Origin of the sequence: Pseudomonas sp. DWP3-1-3b3 (assembly GCF_049896305.1) — a bacterium.
In the GTDB taxonomy this organism is placed as follows: Bacteria; Pseudomonadota; Gammaproteobacteria; order Pseudomonadales; family Pseudomonadaceae; genus Aquipseudomonas; species Aquipseudomonas azotoformans_A.
Genome location: NZ_JAFCUA010000001.1, coordinates 483,523 through 504,742 on the forward strand (window position 1 = coordinate 483,523; position 21,220 = coordinate 504,742).

Consider the following 21,220-nt stretch of genomic DNA (forward strand, 5'->3'; position numbering starts at 1 on the left):
CGTTCAGGGGTGGTCGGCGCCACGCTTTGGCGGGCAGTTTACAGGCGCCACCTGCCCTGTGAAGCCCGAAAACATTGAAAGGCCACTGAAAGGTTAGTGAAAGCTTCGCCCTTTAGCATCCAGCCACGGTGGTCTATGCCCGCCGAGCTGCCTTCGCGCCGCGCCCGAAAAACGCCTCGAAGCGTTTTCGCCAAAATAAGAACAATAACGGAGTACACAACGATGCTGTCGACACAGCCCCAGGCCCCCTCGCCTGTTCGTTTTTCTCGCCTGACCCAGACCGCCCTCGCCAGTGCTGCTACCCTTGCCGGCTTTTCGCCGCTCAGCCAGGCTGCCTTCTTCGAAGACAGTAGCGCGACCCTGGAAACCCGCAACATGTACTTCAACCGCGACTTCCGCGACGGCACCCGCTTGCAGCAATCCAAACGCGACGAATGGGCCCAGGGCTTCATGCTCAACCTGCAATCGGGCTACACCGACGGCACCGTCGGCTTTGGCGTGGATGCGCTGGGCATGCTCGGGGTCAAGCTCGACTCCAGCCCCGACCGTACCGGCACCGGCCTGTTGCCCACCCACGACGATGGCCGCGCCGCCGACGAGTACTCCAAGCTGGGCCTGACCGGCAAAGTGAAGATCTCGGCCACCGAGCTGAAAATCGGCTCGCTGATCCCCGAACTGCCAATCCTCAAGCCCAACGACGGCCGTATCCTGCCGCAGACCTTCAACGGCGGCCTGATCACCTCCAAGGAATTCAAGAACCTGGTGTTCACCGGTGGCCGCCTGGACAAGGCCAAGGACCGCGACGACACCAATTACGAAGACATCGCGCTCAACAACAAGAACAGCCGCTTCCTGAGTGGCGCCACCGGCAAGCACTTCAACTTTGGCGGCGCCGACTACAAGTTCGCCGACAAGATCACCGGCAGCTATCACTTCGCCCAACTCGACGACGTGTACCGCCAGCACTTCCTCGGCCTGGTGGCCGCACGCCCGATGGGCCCCGGCACCTTCGGCACCGACCTGCGCCTGGCCATCAGTGATGACACCGGCAGCGCCCGTGGCGGCAAGATCGACAACACGTCCCTCAACGGCCTGTTCAGCTATGCCCTCAATGGCCACAAGCTCAGCGCCGGCTACCAGCACATGTCCGGCGACAGCGCCTTCCCGTATGTGGATGGCAGCGACCCGTACCTGGTCAACTTCGTGCAGATCAACGACTTTGCCGGCGCCGAAGAACGTTCCTGGCAGGCACGTTACGACTTCGACTTCGCCAAGCTGGGCATCCCCGGCCTGAGCTTCATGAGCCGTTACCTCTCGGGTGACAACATCAAGCTCAAGAACGGCGAGACCGGCAAGGAATGGGAACGCAACAGCGAGATCAAGTACGTGGTGCAAAGCGGCACATTCAAGGATGTGGCCGTGCGCCTGCGCAACGCCACTTACCGTTCGAACTACTCAGCCCGTGATGCGGACGAAATGCGCTTGCTGGTCAGCTATAGCGTCGCCCTTTGGTAGTACCCCCTCATAACAACAAAGATGGAGATCACCATGACCCCTTCACTGCGTAAATTGGCCCTCGCCGCCGGCTGCATGCTGTTCGCCGGCCAACTGCTGGCCGCCGACGAACCCAAGCGCCCGGAATGCATCGCCCCGGCCTCGCCTGGCGGCGGTTTTGACCTGACCTGCAAACTGGCGCAAAGCGCGCTGGTCAACGAGAAGCTGCTGAGCAAGCCGATGCGCGTGACCTACATGCCAGGCGGCGTGGGCGCGGTAGCGTACAACGCCGTGGTTGCGCAGCGCCCGGCCGACGCCGGTACGCTGGTGGCCTGGTCCAGCGGTTCGCTGCTGAACCTGGCCCAGGGCAAGTTCGGCCGGTTCGATGAAAGCGCCGTGCGTTGGCTGGCAGCAGTCGGCACCAGCTACGGTGCTATCGCAGTGAAAGCCGATTCGCCCTACAAGACCCTCGACGATCTGGTCAAAGCCCTGAAAAAAGATCCGGGCAGCGTAGTGATCGGCTCCGGCGGCACCGTGGGCAGCCAGGACTGGATGCAAACCGCGCTGATCGCCAAGGCCGCCGGGATCAACCCGCGCGAGCTGCGTTACGTGGCCCTCGAAGGCGGCGGCGAAATCGCCACCGCCCTGCTCGGCGGCCACATCCAGGTGGGCAGTACCGACATCTCCGACTCCATGCCGCACATCCTCAGCGGTGACATGCGCCTGCTGGCCGTGTTCTCCGAACAGCGCCTGGACGAGCCGGAAATGAAGAACATTCCGACCGCCAAAGAGCAAGGCTACGACATCGTCTGGCCGGTGGTGCGCGGTTTCTACCTCGGGCCAAAAGTCAGCGATGCCGACTACGCCTGGTGGAAAGACGCCTTCGACAAACTGCTGGCCTCGGAAGAGTTCGCCAAGCTGCGTGACCAGCGCGAGCTGTTCCCGTTTGCCATGACCGGCCCGGAGCTGGACACCTACGTGAAGAAACAGGTGGCTGACTACAAAGTGCTGGCCAAAGAGTTTGGCCTGATCCAGTAATCGCCCCTTCCTGTCGCACGGCCGCGCCCCTTTCAACCGGGGCGCGGCCCAGGAGTTTCACATGCTCTTACAACGCATTTTCGCCTCAGTGCTGTTACTGGCCTGTGCCGGCCTGGCCCTGATGGCCTGGCCGTATCAGGCGTCGTTTTCCTACGAGCCGGTAGGACCTCGCGCCTACCCGCTGCTGATGCTCGGGCTGATGAGCCTGGCACTTATCTACATGCTGTTCCGCCCACAGCCGACCAAACACACCGAAGAAGAACCCGCGCTGGACCGCGAAACCCTGATCAAGATCGGCATCTGTGTCGGCTTGTTGATCGTGTTCGCCGGCACCTTCGAATCCCTGGGTTTTATCCTCAGCAGCATGCTGATCGGCATTCCGATGGCGCGCCTGTATGGCGGCCGCTGGCTACCGAGCGTGGTGATCGTCAGCCTGATGGCGATTGGTCTTTACCTGCTGTTCGATAAAGCCATGGATGTGCCGCTGCCCCTCGGCCTGCTCGACGTTCTGGAGAACTGATATGGATACTTTCGGCTATTTGGGCCAGGGCTTCGGCGTTGCACTGTCCCCCTACAACCTGGTGACCGCCCTGTGCGGCACCCTGATTGGCACCGTGGTCGGCCTGTTGCCAGGCCTGGGCCCGATCAACGGCGTGGCGTTGTTGATCCCCATCGCGTTCGCCCTGGGCCTGCCGCCGGAATCAGCCTTGATTCTGCTGGCAGCCGTGTACCTGGGCTGCGAATACGGCGGGCGTATCAGCTCGATCCTGCTGAACATCCCAGGCGAAGCCTCCACCGTAATGACCACCCTCGACGGCTACCCGATGGCCCGCAAAGGCCTGGCCGGCGTGGCGCTATCGTTGTCGGCGTGGAGTTCATTCATCGGCGCGTTTATCGCCACCTGCGGCATGGTGTTGTTTGCGCCGTTGCTGGCCAAATGGGCGATTGCCTTCGGCCCGGCGGAATATTTCGTACTGATGGTGTTCGCGATTGTCTGTCTCGGCGGTATGGCCGGTGACAAGCCGTTGAAGACCTTTGTTGCAGCGCTGATCGGCCTGTTCCTGTCAGCGGTGGGCATCGACGCCAACAGCGGCGTGTACCGCTTTACCGGCGACAACATCCACCTCACCGACGGCATCCAGTTTGTGGTGTTGGTGCTGGGCCTGTTCTCCATCAGTGAGATCCTGTTGCTGCTGGAAAAAACCCACCGAGGCCAGGAAGCCGTGAAGGCCACGGGCCGTATGATGTTCAACCTCAAGGAAGCGGGCGCGGTCTTTGTCGTCAACATCCGCTGCGGTTTGCTGGGTTTCATCATGGGCGTCTTGCCAGGTGCCGGTGCGACCTTGGCCTCGGCGGTTGCCTACATGACCGAAAAACGCCTGGCCGGTGCCAGCGGTAAATTCGGCCAGGGCGACATGCGCGGCCTCGCCGCTCCGGAAACTGCCATCGGCGCGTCCGCCTGCGGCGCCCTGGTGCCGATGCTGACCCTCGGCGTACCCGGTTCGGGCACCACCGCCGTGATGATCGGCGCCCTGTCGCTGTACAACATCACCCCTGGCCCGCTGCTGTTCCAACAGCAACCGGACATCGTCTGGGGCCTGATCGCTTCGTTGTTCATCGCCAACATCATGCTGGTGATCCTCAACATCCCGATGATCCGCATCTTCACGCGCATCCTGGCTGTGCCGAACTGGGCGCTGGTGCCGGTGATTGCGATCATTACGGCGATTGGTGTGTACGCGGTTCACGCCACCACCTTCGACCTGTTCCTGATGGTCGGTATCGGCATCTTCGGTTACATCCTGCGCAAGCTTGACTTCCCACTGTCGCCGGTGCTGCTGGGCTTTATCCTCGGCGGCTTGATGGAGCAAAATCTGCGCCGGGCGCTGTCGATCTCCAACGGTGACCTGCAGATTCTCTGGTCGAGCCCGATCACCTTTGGTGTGTGGGTACTGACGGCGCTGATGCTGGCCTTCCCGTTGATCCGCATCTACCGCAAACGTGCCCTGCAGCGTCGTGCCGTGGCCGATGTCTGAGGTCACCTTTAAACATTGGTGGGGAACACCGCTGGTCGGCCTGGCCGGCGGTTACCTGGCCAGCCTCGTCGGCTGGCCTTTGCCGTACATGGTCGGCTCATTGCTGGCGATCATCCTGGTACGCTGCCTCACGCCGTGGCAGTTGGCGGAGATTCCCGGCGGGCGCAAATGCGGCCAATGGGTCGTGGGGATCGGGATCGGGCTGCACTTCACGCCGGTGGTGATCGAGCAGGTGATGAGCCACTTCGGGCTGATCTTCTTCGGTGCACTGGTCACCAGCCTGTCCAGCGTGGTCGGTGTGTGGTTGATGCGCCGCAGCGGTGAAGACCGCGCCACCGCGTTTTTCTCCAGCATGCCGGGCGGTTCCGGTGAGATGGTCAACCTCGGCGCACGCAATGGCGCGGTGCTCAGCCGTGTCGCGGCGGGGCAAAGTTTGCGGGTGCTGGTGGTGGTGCTGTGTGTACCGGCAATCTTCAAATATTTGCTGGAAGGCGGCGCGCCACAGTTTCATCCGGCGCCGGTGAGCTGGCCTTGGCTGTTGGTGCTGTTTCCGATAGGCGCGCTGGTGGCCTGGGGTTGGCAGCGGTTGCGTCAGCCGAACCCGTGGTTGTTCGGGCCCTTGCTGGTGAGCGCCACTGCCAGCGTGGTCTGGGACCTGCATATCGGCCTGCCCGATGGCGGCAGCCAGATTGGCCAATGGTTGATCGGCAGCGGTTTGGGCTGCCATTTCAACCGGCAGTTCTTCCGTCGGGCACCGTCGTTCATGGGCCGCACCCTGATCGGCACGGCCTTGACCATGGCACTGGCGACATTGGCGGCGGTGGGCTTGAGCGCGTTGACCCATCTGGACCTGCGCTCGCTGACCCTGGGCATGATGCCCGGCGGGATTGCCGAAATGAGCCTCACCGCCGAGACGCTGCAGTTGTCCGTCCCCTTGGTCACTGCCATGCAGGTGATGCGTTTGCTGTTCGTGCTGTTCCTCGCCGAGCCCCTGTTCCGACAGTGGAACCGCCAACCCTGACCACCCACAACGTGAACGGCTCGCCGGCGAGCCGTTGCCGTTTGTCGGCACTGTCAATTCTCACAGCTGGTTGCCCTCCAGATTCCGCGTTACACCTCTTCGTAACTACTCCCACTCAGTAAATGGGCCGTAGACATTGAGTTCCTCACTGACTGCAGAGGGTTCCCCCATGGGTAACGACGAAGAGCTATCCAACAATCCAGGCCAACGTTTGATCAAGCTCCCTCAGGGACGCTCACTGCTTGCGCCTTACTCGAACACGCAGCCCGTCAAAAAGACGCCGGCGGTGCGGCGTACTTTTATCGACCCTCGTTACCTGGTGCCCAGGCCCTCTGACCTCTCTCTCAACTCGACGCAAGCCTTTAAAAAGGTTCGCCTCGAAGATTTGGTGCTGTACATCCCTGCCAGTACCAAGCCGGTGCTAGGCGTCGACGCCGGTATCAATCTGGTCGCGATCACGACGCATGCGGAAGGATTACTGATCGCCTTGCTGCCATTTCTGGACATGGAAGCGCTGGATTTCGCGGAACTGTTCTGGGGCGACCTGACCAACTCCGTCGCCTCCACCACCATCCACCAGCATGAAGTGGATAATGCTGAATTGATTCCCCTGTTCGTACCGTCGAGTGTGATCACAGATGGCATTGTCATCGTATTCATCAGGGTCACACGGCTCGGCCAGGCAGTAGGAGAAACCAGAAAATTCGCGCTGAAGGTCGATAAGGTAAAACCCGCCGGGGACAACCCGGACGGCCACAGTTTTATCAACACGAACCTGCTCAAACCAATCATTCCCCAAGAGTTTCTCGACTTTGGCGTTACAGAAGACGACGCGCAAAACTGCATAGAGATTCGCGTACCCTACTACCCCGCCGATACCTCATTGTCACCCCGCACCCACCGCGCGCTACGTGATGCTGTGCGCCTGAAAATCGGCGACGCATTATTCGAACACAAGGTGTCCCAGCCAGAAGCGGATAACTTTGACGACATTGTCTTCAGGCTGTGCATTGAACATTGGCGCCAGGTCGGCAGCGGCGCTCACGTCGCTGAATATAACGTGATTGATGAATGCGGAAACTATTCGGATGGCTGGTCGCTCCCTGAATTCATCCAGGTGTTCCTGAACGATGGGTCAGAGCCATTGTTGCCCCATTGCTTCTTCGATGAGGCTCCGGAAGACATCCTCAACCTCGACGAGGTGATTGGCGATTTTGTGTCGATCATCGTGCTCATCGCGGGATTCGGCTACCTGTTGGGCGACGTGATCAAGGTGACCCTCACCGGCAGAACGGTGGACGGGCAAACGGTGACAAAAACCTACAGTTCCGCTCCGCTGACATCCACCACGACGCGCCAGCTCAGAATCCCATGCCCGGTCAGCGACCTGATACCGTTGATCGGAGGCCAGGCTCGACTTCGCTATGAACGAATCCGCTTTGGCGCGCCGAATAGAGGCTCGCACCTCACGCCGGTCAGCGTGATCGGCACCGCCATTCCCGGTGGGCTCTATGCCCCAATATTTCGGGAGGCTGTAGATGGAACGCTGCCTGCTGATGCCCCCATCGTTAATATCGACATCCGTAAATCTCACGGACAGGATTTCTTTGACCGCATCACGCTGAAGCTGTTGGGCCGCTACCCTAACGGCAAGTTTTACTACCACGAAGAATCCAAAAATGCAGGCGCAGGCAATGTGGTGTTCTCGATTATCAATGGCCCCGAGGGTGATATTGCCAAATTGGCAGGGGGCAGCCTGACGGCCTCTTATACCAGTGAGAATAGCCAGGGCATACGGCCATCCCCGGCTACAACGGTTTATGTCGGTGCCTCTACGGCGGTACTGCCCGAACCGAGGGTGCATGAGGCGCCGCCGCCTGATTACGTGTTTGATCCGAGCCAATCCACGGGTGATGCCACGATTGAGGTCGACCCCAACAACGATATCAAAGTGGGGGATACGGTCACTCTGCATGCTGAAGGCACCGGAGGAAGCGCTCCGCCGCAACCCTTCTTTGTCTCAGACATTTGGAAAGACAGGCCGCTGCCATTCACGCTTGAGCGCCAGTACATCCTGCTCAATCAAGTCATGAATATTTTCTACGACCGCTCGCGCCTAGGCGCTGCAACACGCTTTTCGAACGTCGTGCCCATGAAAATCCTCGCAGTGCGCCATTTACCCGCACCTTTCGTTTATAACAGCACCCCCGTGGACGATGAGAACGCGACCATCAACCCGGTCATTGCTGACAACACTCCAGAGGTGACATTTCGCGTGCAGTTTGCACCGATGTCCTCAGCCGATCTCATCAAACCTGAACTGCTGGGCAAAGCCGGTGCGACGCTGCCGTCCATAACCCCCCAATACGGCAACCCGACGGCTGGTTTCGTCGATTTCAAATTCCCCAACAGTGTGATCGGCGACCACATTGGGAGCGTCCTGCGTATTCAGTATCACGTCACCACCAACGGCGTCACCGATGACTCAAGGGTGTTGAACCTGCGCGTGCTGGACTTCGATGAGCTACCCGGCGGCAATCCACTGCCGCAGCCAAGACTCAATGGCCTGCCATCGGGCTCAACCGTAGACTTGAATGCATTCACCACCGATTGCTGGGTGAGCCTGGCGCGGTGGCTGCTGAGCAGAAAAGACCAACGTATCTGGCTCAGGCTCCACAGTGTGAGTGCAACTCCGTTGACATTGTTGAACGGCCATCAGATCGACCAGACTCAAGCCGACAACGGGATAGTGAATGAAAAGGCGATGCGCAGTTGGTTTACCGCACTCGCAGATGGCAGCAAGGTTACGGCAAAGGCAGCCGTCACTTTCGATGGTGATTCAAATGAACTGAACGCCAAGCCCTTTCCGTTGAGCGACTACATTATCAAAGCGCTTCGGCTCTATGATTTCACAGACTTTGAATTGTTGTCCTGGAACGCCTGGGTCAACATCGTCAATGGCACGGGCGTGATCAGAAATGTCAGCAACAACAATTTCTGGTATGTAAAATTGAATAATGGCAGCCCTCTGAAGCCCGGCCTTATCAAAACCTTCTACATTAAAAGCGGTAAATACTACGACTTAAGCTTCAAAATGAAGGTTGACGGCAATCCCTATCAACCCCAAGTCTTCCTAGAGTTTGGCACCCATTCAGAATCGTTCGTGCATGTTCAGCCTGGTGTGTGGACCTCACACTCCAGAACCTTTTCATTGCCTGCCGGGGTTCCCTCTCAATTCTTAGCTATGCGCATCTACTTCTACAGTTTCTACTCACCGGCAGAGTTCTCGCTGGATGATATTTTGGTTGTGGAGCGGCCATAGGCTCATTGTTCAAAACCTCTGTCGGGTGGCGATATCGCCACCCGACATCACCATTCTCAAGGCAATAAAAAAGGCCTCTCTTCCGTCAGGAAGAGAGGCCTATCAATGCATTATTGCTTGGGTACGCAGCGTTTAAGGGCCACATCAAACTCTTGCCCAGCCGGGCATTGGTTTGGGTATTTTATCCAGCGATTGATACTGCCGTTCCACACACACCGATAATACCAACCGGGCGATATACTTTTAAAATAACCTGCGCTGGTGCAGGCGGGATCAAGTCCGGGGTACTCACTCGAGACCGTCTCGGAGGGGCCGGTGGAACAAGCGGCAAGCAGTACCGCCACGCCTGTCGCCAGTACTACCTTGGGGACGGTACGCATAACTTTCTTACTAATAAAATGATGCATGGGAATCTCCTGATTAGGAATGCCCATCCAGTTAGCACCCAAAAAAACAAACCGCCTACTGTCAGATTTGACAGGTTGGCGGTTTGCCCGACAAGCGGAAAGTGCGACACCAACAACGCTTAGAACGCGTAGCGCAGCCCCACATTCACACCCAGGGGTTGCTTGATGTTTTTGCCCACGCTGCGCTCCAGGTCCGCATGCAGGCTCAAGCTCTGCGACACCGACATCGCCACACCCGCCCCCAGCTTCAAGCGCGAGCCCGACAGGTCGTTGTTGAACGAATTGTCGTTGACGAACACTTTGTTGCTCTGGTCGAACTCATGGGTGACCGCCGCTTTCAAGTAGGGCTGCAGCACGCCGCCGCTGTCGAGTTGGATATTATTGCCGGCAGTGACGCCCAACTCCCCGATCACCGAACTCGAACGATCCCCTTTGGCTTGCAGGCCATTGTCCAATGTGTAGCTCTGGGCCTGGGTGATCACCGCCGCCAATTGGCCGTAGGGTTCAACGAAGTAACCGTCATCCAGCGTGATATGACGACCGAACTCGGCCGAAGCGCCCGTGGCATTTTGCGTGTAGTTGCCCTTGCTCTTCTTGCCGTCGCTCATGGCCACGTTGGACTCATTGTGCAGGCGGTTGAACTTGAGCACGCCGTCGAAGTAAAAGCCGCTTTCGCTGTCCAGCCACGTTGCATAGCCGCCCACGTAGTAGCTGTTGATGGTGGCTTTGCTGCCCAGGTTCAGGTCCAGGTCCGATTGGCTGTGGCCGGCCATCGCGCCGATCAACCACTGCCCGTCACCGGCCTCCACCGGTGCATCCGCGCCCAGGGTGAAACCGCGCTGGTTCTGGTTATAACCCAGGCCGGTCTTGTCGTTGGACACCTCATACTTGTTGCCGTAGGCACGGGTCCACAGGCCAGCCGTCTGGCCGCCGTTGAAACGCAGTTCACCCATGCGCGTACGCAGGTTGGTCATTTCCCCCAACAACACGCTCGGCGCCGCGTTGAACAACGCCAACACCGAGTTGGTGCTCGGGCTGATGACCTTGCTGTCCGGGTCCAGGTACCAATCGTGATTCTGGTTATCCGCTGCCAGGTCGTAAGAATAAGTACCGCGGTCGACCCGACCGCCCACCAGACTGAAATTCGCCACACCGTCGGCGGTGTGCACCATGTGCAGGCGCTCGTTCAACGGGTCGGCCCCCGTGGCGGCAAGCAGCAATTGATGGTTGCCGGCAGAGGTACCCGTTACGTTCAGGAAGTCACCGGTCAGCGAGCCGAAATCCGCCTTCATGATGAACGTACCACCGGTGCCGGACAGGTTGGCCACGTCCAGCTGATAGAAGGCTCCGGACTCGCCGAACTTGACGTTACCGCCATTCATCGACAACGCATTGAGTGCCTGTTGGCCATCCACCATTACCCAGGTGGCGTCACTGTTGACCGACAGTTTGTCGACATTGTCCAGGCGCCCGGTCAGCACCGAGCCATTGTTGAGGCCAACGTTGGCGCTGCCGCCGTTGTTGGTGATGTCGCCCTTCATGAAGGCGAAATCCAGGTTCAAATCCAGGGCGCTACTTGTGCCCACCTGGATATCTCCGTCGAGCGCACTGTTGTTTACGCGCATGTTGGCCGAGCCGCCACCGCTCAGCTCCAGCATATTGCCGTTGTGACCGCTCAAGGATGAACCATTGGTCACATCAATTTCGGCCGTGATAGGGCTCAACACGGAGATTGCCGGGCCACTTAGCCCCTCGACACGCGAACCGTCCAGGATCAAGTGGGGAGACTCAAAAGCCGTCGAGCTCTCACGCGCCATCACGACTCCAGCCGTCGCCCCCGTTATTTCACTGTTCCTGGCAATAGCTGCTCCCCCTAACAGTCTCAAACCCTGTTGGCTGCTGCCGGTCACCTTGGCGTCATTCAGCTCCAACAGACTGTGGGAGGTCACGTTTGCGCCGTAAGTCGCGCCGGTAATTTCACTCCTGCTGACTTGAGCATGAGAGCCCGTGGTGGTACCGGGTTGGTGAGCAACGTTCAACCCGCCACTGGTGTAGCTGGTGATGCTCGCGTCTGTGATCGTGGCGTTCGAGTTACTGAGGGCGACAGCGGCCTGGGAGGTGTGCGTCGAGCTCACCGTAGCCCCCGTAATAGTCAGTGTCGAGCCGTTGTCAGCCTGTATCTCTTGAACGATGGCGTGGTTGTGGATGTTGAGGGCCGCATTGTTCTGCGCGATATAGGCCTGCGCACCTGTTCCGGGATAAACATCAAGCTGGCCAGTGCCAACATTGCCGTCCACGATGACCGCCGACAGCGCCTGTTCACTCAAAAGATACAGCGGTGCAACAGCCATGAATTTTACAGCTGTCGATAAACGCGAATAACGAAAATGATGAGGGGTAATAGGTTTCATACGTTGTAGTCTCAGAAGTAAATACCAGTTCGAACCCGGAACCCGTATCGAATAGGTTTCCGTTTTCCACGGCGCTGAGACTAAAGAGCTGTATTCCCTGAACACGTAGGACTTTTCTTAACATCCCCTTCTTAACGACGATAGGTTACTGCAGTAAAAGGCCCCACCGCCTCACAGAGGCGAATGGGGCCGTGGCGATCAAATCGTTCCGCTACGGCGTGTTGCGCCTGGTACACAGGTAGGCGGCGTGCCAGACGCAACCAGGTCCCAAAGCGCCCTGACTTCCATGGAATGCCCGCGATCCCCTGTGGACGGCCGGAAGAGTGTCCAACGCACACCGACATAGCCCCGACCTAGCGTACCCGTGTAATCCTTGAACCAGGCACTCAAATCCAAAGGCACGATCAAGCCCAGGTTTACATGGGTACTGTCGATGTCGAACTCAGCCGTTGTCACTGGGATCCCAATAGGCGCACCGATAGGTGTTGCAGCGGGGACATAGGCGTACCGGTAAGCCTCGATCGTGACCTTATCCCCCACTTGAAGTATTGCAGGGTCCAAGACTTTGATTGGAACGCCCAACCATGGGCTCCGTGGGCAATTGATAAACCAAGTGGCATGAGGGTGGGATGGCAAGGCTTGCGCGTTATTGAAAATAGGATCGGCCAGCCCTGCCAGATTGAAAATTTCCACAACCACATTTTGAGTCGGGGTGTGTTTGTAATTGACAGCGTCCCGGATCTTGCAATAAATCGGGAGGGCGGGGTTATTGCCAAGCGATTCGATGAGCGTCCAGAGAACGGTAAAAGGCACTTGGAAACCCGCTGGCTCCGAGCCTGTGACGGGATAGGTGGATGCCACATCGCCGTTGGGGCCATAGATCAAGTCGATGAAGTCGCCCGTTGTCAATCCTGCAGGCAACGCAAGAGTAGCCGTTGCATTAAAGTTACGGTCCTTGTCTGAGATACGGTTGTCTGGACGCGGCAGAGGCCCGCCGCCCAACAGTAAAGGCCGGGCGAGTGTCGGGTCCACAGGACCTGGGCCGGGGTTTTGGCTGTCACCTGGCTCACGCAGGTCGACATCCACTTGAACGATGGCGGATGGGAAGGTGGGGCTGCCAGTGCGATCCACAAAAAGCTGAATATCCGCAGTGTAAAAACTACCACCGGCCGCAATGGCAGCATAAAGGGCTGGAATATCAATTGGCCCACCGGTCGAGCCGATGGCCTGGTTATAGATCTCTATCGTTCCCCACATCACTCTCAGGAAGTCCGTGGGCAAGTGGCCTGCAATGCTTTGCAGGCGTACCGTTGCACCATTGCGGGCTTCTTCTTTGTCAACCAGCGGCGCCTCCAAAACGCTGATAGGACCGAATACTGGCGGGTTGTTGAGGGCGACGTTCACGTAGGCCGGATCAGAGAGTCCCGTCGAGTTATTTGAACGATCAGTCAGCCTGTAGGTAACCGGGATTACTCCAGCTCTTGCCAGGATCATTGCACTGGGAATGATCCCCGTGATAGGGCCCGTCAGGGGGACGTCATCTTCTATGTGTGTTGTCAGGGTGTCCACGTGGACACTGTACATGTCACCGCCGCGCCGCTCTGCAGGCTCGGGAATAGTGAATTCCAGACCCAGCTTCCCCGCCAGGTCTGCGGGGGTCAATTGCGCGCCATAGTCTTCAAATTCAATCGGGACCACAGGCTCTCTATTGCCATTTGGGTCCCGTGAGTCCACATACACCCGCCTGATGTTGTAATTGATGTCGTTATCGCTTGCATTACGTACATGGACGCTGATGTCCTTGAGGCCATTTTCTTTAAGAGCATCTAATGGCCCCATGGTGACAACCACAGGATCAGGCAGAGCAACACTCGTTTCATAGCTAGTGATGTATACAGGCCGGCCATTAACAGAGACCGTGAGCGGCTCGAACGCATTAAAAAGCCCGCGTTCCCAAGGACGTAGATTAAGTACCACACCCGCCTCTTGCATCGCCCTGGGCACCACATCACGGTGGTTATCACCCGGAACAGCGGGTAGCAGACCATTGATAACCGGCGCCGGAGAAAAAAGAGGGTTGGGGACGGGGTCCTCCCAATCCTCCATCGGCCCTTGTTCTTCATCGCAGCTTTTGTTGATGGGTTTTTGTGTATTACTGGACATGACTCTAACTCCTGATAGGGATAGGTATCTGTCCGGGTATACAAGGCATGCTTGACCACACACCCGGTTGTTATTGCTCGAAGAAACAACTGACTTTCAACGGGCCTGGCTTCACAAACCTGATGACGTCTCGTTCATTGAATAGCGTTTTAAACGGCTGCATAACTGTCAGATCTGACAGTTACGCAACGTTTTAATCATCCGAAAGACAAGGCGGCTTGCCAGCCAGCCGAATCAACGTGATGTACACCAACTTGCGACCGGAATAGCCCATGCCAGCGCCTAAGGGTTTGATGACCTGATAGCGCGCGACAGCCGAGCCATGGCGAGGATGAGTCTGGCCCGGCGCCGGTTCTACCAGACCCGGCGCCTTGATGTACGGAACAAAAGGCACCTGGAAGGTAAATCCGTCGCGGTGTTCATTCCCGGTCAGCGTGTGCGTAAAGGTATGGATGGTTTCAGGGATGACCGCACCGGCAAAGCCAGCCGGATGCGCATAACTGGCCCAGTGCAATCTCAGTTCATCGCCCCAGGCCAACCGGCTTGCGTCTCCCGGAATCCAGACGCCCACGCCGTTAACCCACGGCCGCAAAGGGCAACTGATAAAGCCGGCATCCGGGCCTGGGCCGTAGGTCACCCCCACATACTCGAGGTCTTTCAACCCCACAATCGGGATGATGTTGATCAACACCTGCGTATCCCGTGCCCGCTGCCTGTTAACGCCGTTGAAGGTCCAGTAGAAAAACGGGACCAGCCCGCCCCCCAGAAGCTCAATGATTGCCCAGTCGACAAACCATTCGACTTCCTTCCCGGCCGTGTCCCCCAGTTTTACTTCATACGTTGCAATAGGTGCTGGATGGGTGCCCGCCATCAACTCCAGCCATTCTCCTGGTTTCGGATTGTCGTATAGAGGGGCCACCACCCGTACGCGCAGCCCTTCGTCATTCACGCTCAACTGGTTGTCACCGTCTTTACCTTTGACCGTCACCACCGGCAGCAAGCGGTTGAGCGGGTCTGGATTATCAGGGCTCACATTGCCTGCCACGGTCAGGTTGACCGGAACAAACCGGGTGACAGACGGCCTCGCGGACGCAGTCCCCCGCTGCCAGTCGTATTCCGCTCGGATCACTCCAGGTGTGTACTCATAACCGCCACTCGCCAACACTGGATACGGAATGGGGACGGTGATAGGCCACGCCTGAATCGCGGCAATCTTGATAGAGGTCAGGGGGATACGGTCCCAGAAAGGATGCAGAAAATCCCCCGGCGCGGCGCCGTACACTTCGAGGATTTGCATGTACACGCCATCCGGTTTTTGGCGGGCGTCATCGAGGTTTATCAGGCCGTCCGCCAATTGAGGTATCTGAACCGCGCGCAACTCGCCGGGCGTCGGCGTCAAATTGATCAATAGAGGGGACGTAAGGGAAGGGCCAGACTCGCGGCCCGAGCGATCGCGCAGATAGTAGTGGGCGTTGTACTCGGCATTTTTCAGCCCGCGCAGGATGTTACCGGGGAAATGTAATTCAACGGGTAGAGTCCCGTCTTTGTGCGCTTGTGTGATCTCGGTGGTGGCAACAATGTCCAGACGACGGTCACGTTTTCGCGCAGGTTTACGAAAGGGCAGCAGTGTCAAATACCCCTCAACAACGTCGCCTAAACGGGCGTCCAACCAGAGGGGAGCGATGGTGCCAACTACCCGATCTCCATTGGCCGGATCATCCAGGTATTCATCAGTGACACCCTCGGCGTCGATCACCGCAGAAAACCGCAACCGCGGTCCACGCTGCCCCTGATTCGGGCCGACCTTGTCGCTGTCCAACAGGGTTATGAATGAGGGAACGCCAGGATTACTGCTGCTTTCTCTCAAGACCACTTCGTATTTCAGACGGTGCAGCCCACCTACATCCATAAGATATGAAGGCGCCACGGCATCGACATCAGGCAGGTCGGATTCGTCATAGGGCGCCTCCAGCTTTTCGGTCGCAAACAGAACGTCATCCCAATACCAGTTGAATACCGTTATATCGCCTGAGTCGAGACTATCACTGCCGGGTGGGAGTTCAGGCACCTGAACGCGCAGTCCCGTGCTTTGAAACGACACCGGTATTTTCCGGCCGACATCGTCAGGCATCAAATCCAGCGAGTCAGGCGCCAACGGTGCGTGCAACTCCAGAATGCCGGCGTTTGTCACTCCAATGGGTTCAGGTTTTGGCATGTCTACTCTCCTCGGCAAGCCTCAGTGAGGGTTGTTGGCCATCGATTCCAGAGGCCAGAGAGAGGAGTTAATGCGATTGAACCCGAAACGGATACTGTCAGAACTAACAGGTAGGATCGGGCCGCAAGTGCTTGGCTTACGTGGAACGCACGACCAAAGCACCGTCAAACAATGACTTGCGTGAGCGGAGGAGGCTTGCCCTCCTCACGGCCATCAGATAGACGGCAACCGCCACTCAATCGGCGTCTCGCCATTCTGCTCAAGAAACTTGTTGGTGCGACTGAAATGCCCGCACCCCAGAAACCCGCGATACGCCGACAGCGGCGACGGGTGCACCGAGGTCAGCACCAGGTGCTTGGTGGCATCGATCAGCTTCTGCTTGCCCTGGGCATGGGCGCCCCACAGCAGGAACACCAGGTGCGGCTGATGCTCGCTGACCACCTCGATAATGCGGTCGGTAAAGAACTGCCAGCCTTTGCCCGCATGGGCGTTGGCGTTGGCGCGCTCGACGGTCATGGTGGTGTTGAGCATCAGCACGCCCTGGTCGGCCCAGCTTTGCAGGTAGCCATGGTTGGGGATGTCGATGTTCAGGTCGCGCTTGAGTTCTTTGTAGATATTGACCAGCGACGGCGGCGCCGGCACGCCCGGTTGCACCGAGAAGCACAAACCGTGGGCCTGGCCGGGGCCGTGGTAGGGGTCCTGGCCGAGGATCACGACTTTGACCTTATCCAACGGCGTGGAATTGAGCGCGTTGAAAATCAGTGGGCCGGGCGGGTAGATCTCTTTGCCGGCGGCATGTTCCTGGCGCAGGAACTCGCGCAACTGGGCCATGTACGGCTGCTCGAACTGATCCCGCAAGGCGTGTTTCCAGCTGGGTTCGAGTTTGATACGGTCGTCTTCGGTCATGGTTGAATAGTCTTGTAAAAAAGAATGAGGCGAACCCTAGGAAAGCCGACCCCGCTTGTCAATTGATCTGACACACCAACGGCGCTTTCCTACGAAGCGATCATACTCATCCTTCACCTTATCGATTGAGGTCACGATGAACCTGCACTTCGAAGAGCTGACCGGCAGCGACGGTGCCCGCATCGGCATCGCCAGCCTCGACGCTGAAAAATCCCTCAATGCGCTCTCCTTGCCGATGATCCTGGCGCTGAGCGAACGCCTGGATGCTTGGGCCAAAGACCCGAACATCGTCTGTGTGCTGCTGCGCGGTAACGGCCCCAAGGCATTTTGCGCCGGCGGAGAAGTGCGCAGCCTGGCGTTGGCCTGCCTTGAACAGCCGGGTGTGGTGTCTGACCTGGCCGCACAGTTTTTTGCGGCGGAGTATCGTCTCGACTATCGCCTGCACACCTACCCAAAACCGGTGATTTGCTGGGGCCACGGCTACGTGCTGGGTGGCGGCATGGGCCTGTTGCAAAGTGCCACGGTGCGCATCGTGACACCGAGCAGCCGGCTGGCCATGCCGGAGATCAGTATCGGCCTGTACCCGGACGTCGGCGCCAGTTGGTTCCTGTCGCGCCTGCCGGGCAAGCTGGGGTTGTTCCTCGGCCTTACCGGCGCGCCTATCAATGGCCGCGACGCTCTGGATCTGGGCCTGGCCGACCGCTTCCTGCGCGATGATCAGCAAGACGAATTGCTCGACGGTTTGCTGCAATTGAACTGGCAGGAACAGACCGCGATGCAACTCAACAGCCTGCTCAAGGCGCTGGCCCAGAAAGCTGTCGACCAGCAACCCGAAGCGCAGTGGCTGCCGCGCCGGGCCCAGATCGACGAATGGCTGGACGTGGGCGATGTGCGGTGTGCCTGGCGCAACTTGAGCCCACTGCGTGAGCACGCCGATCCCCTGTTCAGCCGAGCCGGTAAGACGCTGAGCGAAGGCTGCCCGCTGACCGCTCATCTGGTGTGGGAGCAGATCCAGCGTGCCCGGCACCTGTCCCTGGCGCAGGTGTTCCAGATGGAATACACGATGAGCCTCAATTGCTGCCGTCACCCGGAATTCAGCGAAGGGGTGCGCGCGCGGTTGATCGACAAGGACCAGACGCCCCGTTGGCATTGGCCGGATATCAATACGGTTCCGGAGGCGGTGGTGCAGGCGCACTTCAACAAAGCGTGGGAAGGCCGCCATCCGTTGGCGGACTTGTCGGATTACTGACGCCCATAAAAAAGCGGCGCTTCATGCGCCGCTTGTAATACAGGCCTGTCAACGGTGACCGCCTCGGCCCCCTCCATGGTCGGAACCGCGTCCGCGCCCGCCATTCCCCCACCGGTCGCCGCCCCAGCCTTGGTTCGGATAAGGCCGGTAACCGGCACGCGGCCCGTAGTAACGCGGAGCAGGCTGGTAATAACGCGGGGCCGAGTAGTAGCGCGGTTGGGGCGCGTAGTAGCGCGGCGCGGGGTAGTAATCACGGCGGTACTGATACGCCGTGCCGCCGCCGTAGTAATACGCCGGTGCCGGTGAGGTGTAGACCTCAGAACGGTAATAGCTCTGGCCGCCATCGTAATAGGGCACGCAAGCGCAAAGGGTCAGACCGAGTAAAGCGCTGAGCAGCAATCGTCGATACATGGCGGCCTCCTGGACCGCGGAAGAGCACCTCCAGCGACGCTGGAGGGCGGCATCCAGCTTTCGCCGGATGACAAAATATGGGACATCAAAAACTGAATCTGGTGCGTTTTGGACATAGGTTGAAACATCTGTTTCCGACGATCTGGTATCGTGCGGGGACTTCCGCGATGTTGCCTGAACCCACCATGACCACCCCCACTCACTGCCCCGCCTGCGGCGCGCGCAACGACTGCACCCTGGCCGACCCGCGCACAGCCGACCAAGCCTGCTGGTGCTTTAGCGTCAACATCGACCCGGCGGTACTCGAAGCCCTGCCCATGGAACTGCGCAACACGGCCTGCCTGTGCCCGCGCTGTGCCCAAGTGGATGAGCAGTTACGCGCAGCTGAGCCGAAATAATGCGGGTTGACCGTTTCCTCAGTAACCTGCCGCGCTTCAATCGCCAGCAAGTTCGCCTGCTGCTGGTTGAACGGCGTGTGTCTGTGGATGGTGTTGCCGTCAGTGATCCTCATCATGAGGTGCGGGAATTCAGCCGAGTGTGCGTTGACGATGAAGTGTTGCAAGCCGGCAAACCGGCGCGCTACTTCATGCTGCACAAACCCCAGGGTTGCGTAAGCGCCACAGCGGACCCACAGCACCCAACCGTGCTGGATTTACTGGATGAGCCGGACAAACATGAGCTGCACATTGCCGGTCGTCTGGATTTCAACACCACCGGCCTCATGCTGATCACCAACGATGGCCAATGGTCGCGGCGACTGACGCAGCCACAGACCAAACTGCCCAAGGTCTACCTCGTAGAGACCGAGCAGGCTATCGGCCCTGAATATGCGAGTACCTTTACCGAGGGTCTGTACTTCGCATTCGAAGACCTCACCACCCAACCCGCCGAACTGCAATTGCTTGGGCCGACGACCGCACGGCTGAGCATTGTCGAAGGCCGCTACCACCAAGTGAAACGCATGTTCGGGCACTTTGATAACAAGGTGATCGGCCTGCACCGCGAGCGGATGGGCCCTTTGGTGCTGGATGTGGCCCTTGCGCCGGGCCAGTATCGGGCGCTGACTGACGACGAAATCCGACAGGTCTGACGACCGTTCGGCCGGTGATGGCAAAAAACCGTCCTGTCGCCTTGCGGGGTAGCGCCTCTGCTGCTTGAATCAGGATCACCAGTTTAAATATGACTGGCGAGTCGCCTATAACCTCCAAGAAACACCTTGCCCCGCCCGCGCTTGATCTACGGGCCTCTCAGGCAAACAGCCCGCCATAACAATAGCCGTCGGCCAGCCGTCATCGGACCGACATGGGCCCTCCTTTTCCAGGCGTATGCCTACCTGTCACAAAGCTCGTGCAGAGTGATCTGCGCGCTCTACCCGCTTGCCAGGAGTCTTACGACATGAGGCCAGAAATCGCTGTGCTGGATATACAGGGTCAGTATCGGGTTTACACGGAGTTCTATCGCGCGGACGCTGCTGCAAAGACCATCATCCTGGTCAACGGCTCCATGGCCACCACGGCATCCTTCGCCCAAACCGTGAAAAGCCTGTACCCGCAATTCAATGTGGTTTTGTACGACCAGCCCTACGCTGGCCGCTCCAAAATCCATAACCGCCATGAGCAGATGCTGACGAAGGAAGTCGAAGGCCAGCTCCTGCTGGAACTCATCGATCACTTCGCCGCCGAACACGTACTGTCCTTTTCCTGGGGCGGCGCCGCCACCCTGGTCGCCCTCGCCCATCGCCCACGTCGCGTGGAGAAGGCCGTGATCAGTTCGTTCTCCCCGGTGATCAACGCCCCGATGCGCGACTACCTCGAACGCGGCGTCGACTACCTCGGCAACCTCGACCGCGACCGCGTCGGCCACCTCGTCAACAGCACCATCGGCAAACACCTGCCGTCACTGTTCAAGCGCTTCAACTACAAGCACGTGAGCAGCCTGGCCGAGCATGAGTATGGGCAGATGCACTTTCACATCAGCCATGTGCTCAACAGTGACCGCCTGTGCTACCTCAAGGCGGCCAAGCAGATCGACATTCCGGTATTGTTTCTCAACGGTGAATGGGACGAATACACCAGCGCCCAGGATGCCAAGCTGTTTGGCCAGCATGTGGCCAACAGCAGCTTCAGTACGATTCAAGCGACGGGGCATTTCCTGGACATGGAGCACAAGGCGGCGTGCCGGGACAGCCGGGAGGCGGTGGTGGGCTTCTTGAAACCGCAGCGGCAGGTCAGCCGGTTGCGCTATCACCAGGGCCAGGCGCAGCATGCCTTTGCCATTTGAACGCTTGTGGGGGAGCTGGCTTGCCTGCTCCCACAAGCACGTAACCCACACATTTTTGAAGAAAAACTTCAAATCCCCGCGAACATCTGGTACAAAGTCAGCCGCTCTGAGCGGGTATAGTTTAATGGTAGAACAGTAGCTTCCCAAGCTTCCGACGAGGGTTCGATTCCCTCTACCCGCTCCACTCAAATTCTCGTTTCGCGTCAAGTTGTGTTTGACGGGGGATGCATAAAAACCGGTCCTTGATGACCGGTTTTTTTATGGCCG

16 protein-coding genes and 1 tRNA gene are annotated in these 21,220 nt (G+C 58.6%); 11 read left to right on the top strand and 6 right to left on the bottom strand.

From position 1 onward, the window contains the following. The first annotated feature begins 222 nt into the window (after positions 1-222). The 6 genes from ACP7BX_RS02465 to ACP7BX_RS02490 all read left to right on the top strand — a co-directional run bounded on the left by ACP7BX_RS02465 (position 223) and on the right by ACP7BX_RS02490 (position 8,911). On the top strand, positions 223-1,515 hold the full coding sequence (locus ACP7BX_RS02465; protein WP_426129618.1) for an OprD family porin: 1,293 nt from the start codon (positions 223-225) through the stop codon (positions 1,513-1,515). A gap of 33 nt (positions 1,516-1,548) precedes the next feature. Further along, entirely contained in the window at positions 1,549-2,532 is a 984-nt protein-coding gene (locus ACP7BX_RS02470) for a Bug family tripartite tricarboxylate transporter substrate binding protein (protein WP_033902662.1), read from the top strand. A gap of 61 nt (positions 2,533-2,593) precedes the next feature. After that, positions 2,594-3,052, top strand: coding sequence for a tripartite tricarboxylate transporter TctB family protein (locus tag ACP7BX_RS02475; protein WP_133074328.1), 459 nt, complete (start codon positions 2,594-2,596; stop codon positions 3,050-3,052). Position 3,053: 1 nt separating this feature from the next. After that, positions 3,054-4,568, top strand: coding sequence for a tripartite tricarboxylate transporter permease (locus ACP7BX_RS02480; protein WP_012722750.1), 1,515 nt, complete (start codon positions 3,054-3,056; stop codon positions 4,566-4,568). Beyond that, positions 4,561-5,589, top strand: coding sequence for an AbrB family transcriptional regulator (locus ACP7BX_RS02485; RefSeq protein ID WP_426129621.1), 1,029 nt, complete (start codon positions 4,561-4,563; stop codon positions 5,587-5,589). Before ACP7BX_RS02480 ends, ACP7BX_RS02485 begins: the two co-directional genes overlap by 8 nt. A gap of 169 nt (positions 5,590-5,758) precedes the next feature. Beyond that, positions 5,759-8,911, top strand: a complete 3,153-nt coding sequence (locus ACP7BX_RS02490; RefSeq protein WP_426129623.1) for a hypothetical protein — start codon at positions 5,759-5,761, stop codon at positions 8,909-8,911. Positions 8,912-9,021: 110 nt separating this feature from the next. On the opposite strand, the gene ACP7BX_RS02495 is transcribed toward ACP7BX_RS02490, so the two are convergent. From ACP7BX_RS02495 to ung, 5 genes are all read right to left on the bottom strand, one after another. Further along, entirely contained in the window at positions 9,022-9,318 is a 297-nt protein-coding gene (locus ACP7BX_RS02495) for a carbohydrate-binding module family 14 protein (RefSeq protein WP_426161324.1), read from the bottom strand. Between the two features lie 119 nt (positions 9,319-9,437). Further along, positions 9,438-11,669 carry an autotransporter outer membrane beta-barrel domain-containing protein gene (locus tag ACP7BX_RS02500; protein ID WP_426129625.1) on the bottom strand — a complete coding sequence of 744 codons (2,232 nt, stop codon included), beginning with the start codon at positions 11,667-11,669 and terminating at the stop codon, positions 9,438-9,440. A gap of 258 nt (positions 11,670-11,927) precedes the next feature. Next, on the bottom strand, positions 11,928-13,892 hold the full coding sequence (locus tag ACP7BX_RS02505; protein ID WP_426129627.1) for a hypothetical protein: 1,965 nt from the start codon (positions 13,890-13,892) through the stop codon (positions 11,928-11,930). 193 nt (positions 13,893-14,085) lie between these two features. Continuing rightward, positions 14,086-16,107, bottom strand: a complete 2,022-nt coding sequence (locus ACP7BX_RS02510) for a hypothetical protein (RefSeq protein ID WP_426129629.1) — start codon at positions 16,105-16,107, stop codon at positions 14,086-14,088. A gap of 213 nt (positions 16,108-16,320) precedes the next feature. Beyond that, complete coding sequence (gene ung, locus ACP7BX_RS02515) at positions 16,321-17,013, bottom strand: uracil-DNA glycosylase (protein ID WP_426129631.1); 693 nt, start codon at positions 17,011-17,013, stop codon at positions 16,321-16,323. A 136-nt stretch (positions 17,014-17,149) separates the two neighbouring features. On the opposite strand from ung, the gene ACP7BX_RS02520 reads away from it, so the two are divergent. Beyond that, positions 17,150-18,262, top strand: coding sequence for an enoyl-CoA hydratase/isomerase family protein (locus tag ACP7BX_RS02520; protein WP_426129632.1), 1,113 nt, complete (start codon positions 17,150-17,152; stop codon positions 18,260-18,262). A 48-nt stretch (positions 18,263-18,310) separates the two neighbouring features. On the opposite strand, the gene ACP7BX_RS02525 is transcribed toward ACP7BX_RS02520, so the two are convergent. Beyond that, the gene (locus tag ACP7BX_RS02525; RefSeq protein ID WP_426129634.1) at positions 18,311-18,673 is read right to left on the bottom strand and encodes a hypothetical protein; all 363 of its coding nucleotides are present in this window, start codon (positions 18,671-18,673) and stop codon (positions 18,311-18,313) included. Between the two features lie 185 nt (positions 18,674-18,858). On the opposite strand from ACP7BX_RS02525, the gene ACP7BX_RS02530 reads away from it, so the two are divergent. The 4 genes from ACP7BX_RS02530 (at position 18,859) to ACP7BX_RS02545 (ending at position 21,137) form a co-directional block, all read left to right on the top strand. Next, positions 18,859-19,071: a cysteine-rich CWC family protein gene (locus ACP7BX_RS02530; RefSeq protein ID WP_426129636.1), complete on the top strand. Its 213-nt coding sequence runs from the start codon at positions 18,859-18,861 to the stop codon at positions 19,069-19,071. Continuing rightward, positions 19,071-19,763 (top strand): 16S rRNA pseudouridine(516) synthase, encoded by a 693-nt coding sequence (locus tag ACP7BX_RS02535; protein WP_426129638.1) that lies wholly within the window; start codon positions 19,071-19,073, stop codon positions 19,761-19,763. The genes ACP7BX_RS02530 and ACP7BX_RS02535 overlap by 1 nt, the downstream gene beginning before the upstream one ends. Before the next feature lie 305 nt (positions 19,764-20,068). Continuing rightward, on the top strand, positions 20,069-20,953 hold the full coding sequence (locus ACP7BX_RS02540) for an alpha/beta fold hydrolase (RefSeq protein ID WP_426129640.1): 885 nt from the start codon (positions 20,069-20,071) through the stop codon (positions 20,951-20,953). Positions 20,954-21,063: 110 nt separating this feature from the next. Beyond that, a tRNA-Gly gene (locus ACP7BX_RS02545) sits at positions 21,064-21,137 on the top strand. Positions 21,138-21,220 lie beyond the last annotated feature (83 nt).

Coding starts and splice junctions, on each gene's coding strand:
- ACP7BX_RS02465 (WP_426129618.1), top strand. CDS start 223: ATGCTGTCGACACAGCCCCAGGCCCCCTCGCCTGTTCGTTTTTCTCGC.
- ACP7BX_RS02470 (WP_033902662.1), top strand. CDS start 1,549: ATGACCCCTTCACTGCGTAAATTGGCCCTCGCCGCCGGCTGCATGCTG.
- ACP7BX_RS02475 (WP_133074328.1), top strand. CDS start 2,594: ATGCTCTTACAACGCATTTTCGCCTCAGTGCTGTTACTGGCCTGTGCC.
- ACP7BX_RS02480 (WP_012722750.1), top strand. CDS start 3,054: ATGGATACTTTCGGCTATTTGGGCCAGGGCTTCGGCGTTGCACTGTCC.
- ACP7BX_RS02485 (WP_426129621.1), top strand. CDS start 4,561: ATGTCTGAGGTCACCTTTAAACATTGGTGGGGAACACCGCTGGTCGGC.
- ACP7BX_RS02490 (WP_426129623.1), top strand. CDS start 5,759: ATGGGTAACGACGAAGAGCTATCCAACAATCCAGGCCAACGTTTGATC.
- ACP7BX_RS02495 (WP_426161324.1), bottom strand. CDS start 9,318: ATGCATCATTTTATTAGTAAGAAAGTTATGCGTACCGTCCCCAAGGTA.
- ACP7BX_RS02500 (WP_426129625.1), bottom strand. CDS start 11,669: ATGGCTGTTGCACCGCTGTATCTTTTGAGTGAACAGGCGCTGTCGGCG.
- ACP7BX_RS02505 (WP_426129627.1), bottom strand. CDS start 13,892: ATGTCCAGTAATACACAAAAACCCATCAACAAAAGCTGCGATGAAGAA.
- ACP7BX_RS02510 (WP_426129629.1), bottom strand. CDS start 16,107: ATGCCAAAACCTGAACCCATTGGAGTGACAAACGCCGGCATTCTGGAG.
- ung (WP_426129631.1), bottom strand. CDS start 17,013: ATGACCGAAGACGACCGTATCAAACTCGAACCCAGCTGGAAACACGCC.
- ACP7BX_RS02520 (WP_426129632.1), top strand. CDS start 17,150: ATGAACCTGCACTTCGAAGAGCTGACCGGCAGCGACGGTGCCCGCATC.
- ACP7BX_RS02525 (WP_426129634.1), bottom strand. CDS start 18,673: ATGTATCGACGATTGCTGCTCAGCGCTTTACTCGGTCTGACCCTTTGC.
- ACP7BX_RS02530 (WP_426129636.1), top strand. CDS start 18,859: ATGACCACCCCCACTCACTGCCCCGCCTGCGGCGCGCGCAACGACTGC.
- ACP7BX_RS02535 (WP_426129638.1), top strand. CDS start 19,071: ATGCGGGTTGACCGTTTCCTCAGTAACCTGCCGCGCTTCAATCGCCAG.
- ACP7BX_RS02540 (WP_426129640.1), top strand. CDS start 20,069: ATGAGGCCAGAAATCGCTGTGCTGGATATACAGGGTCAGTATCGGGTT.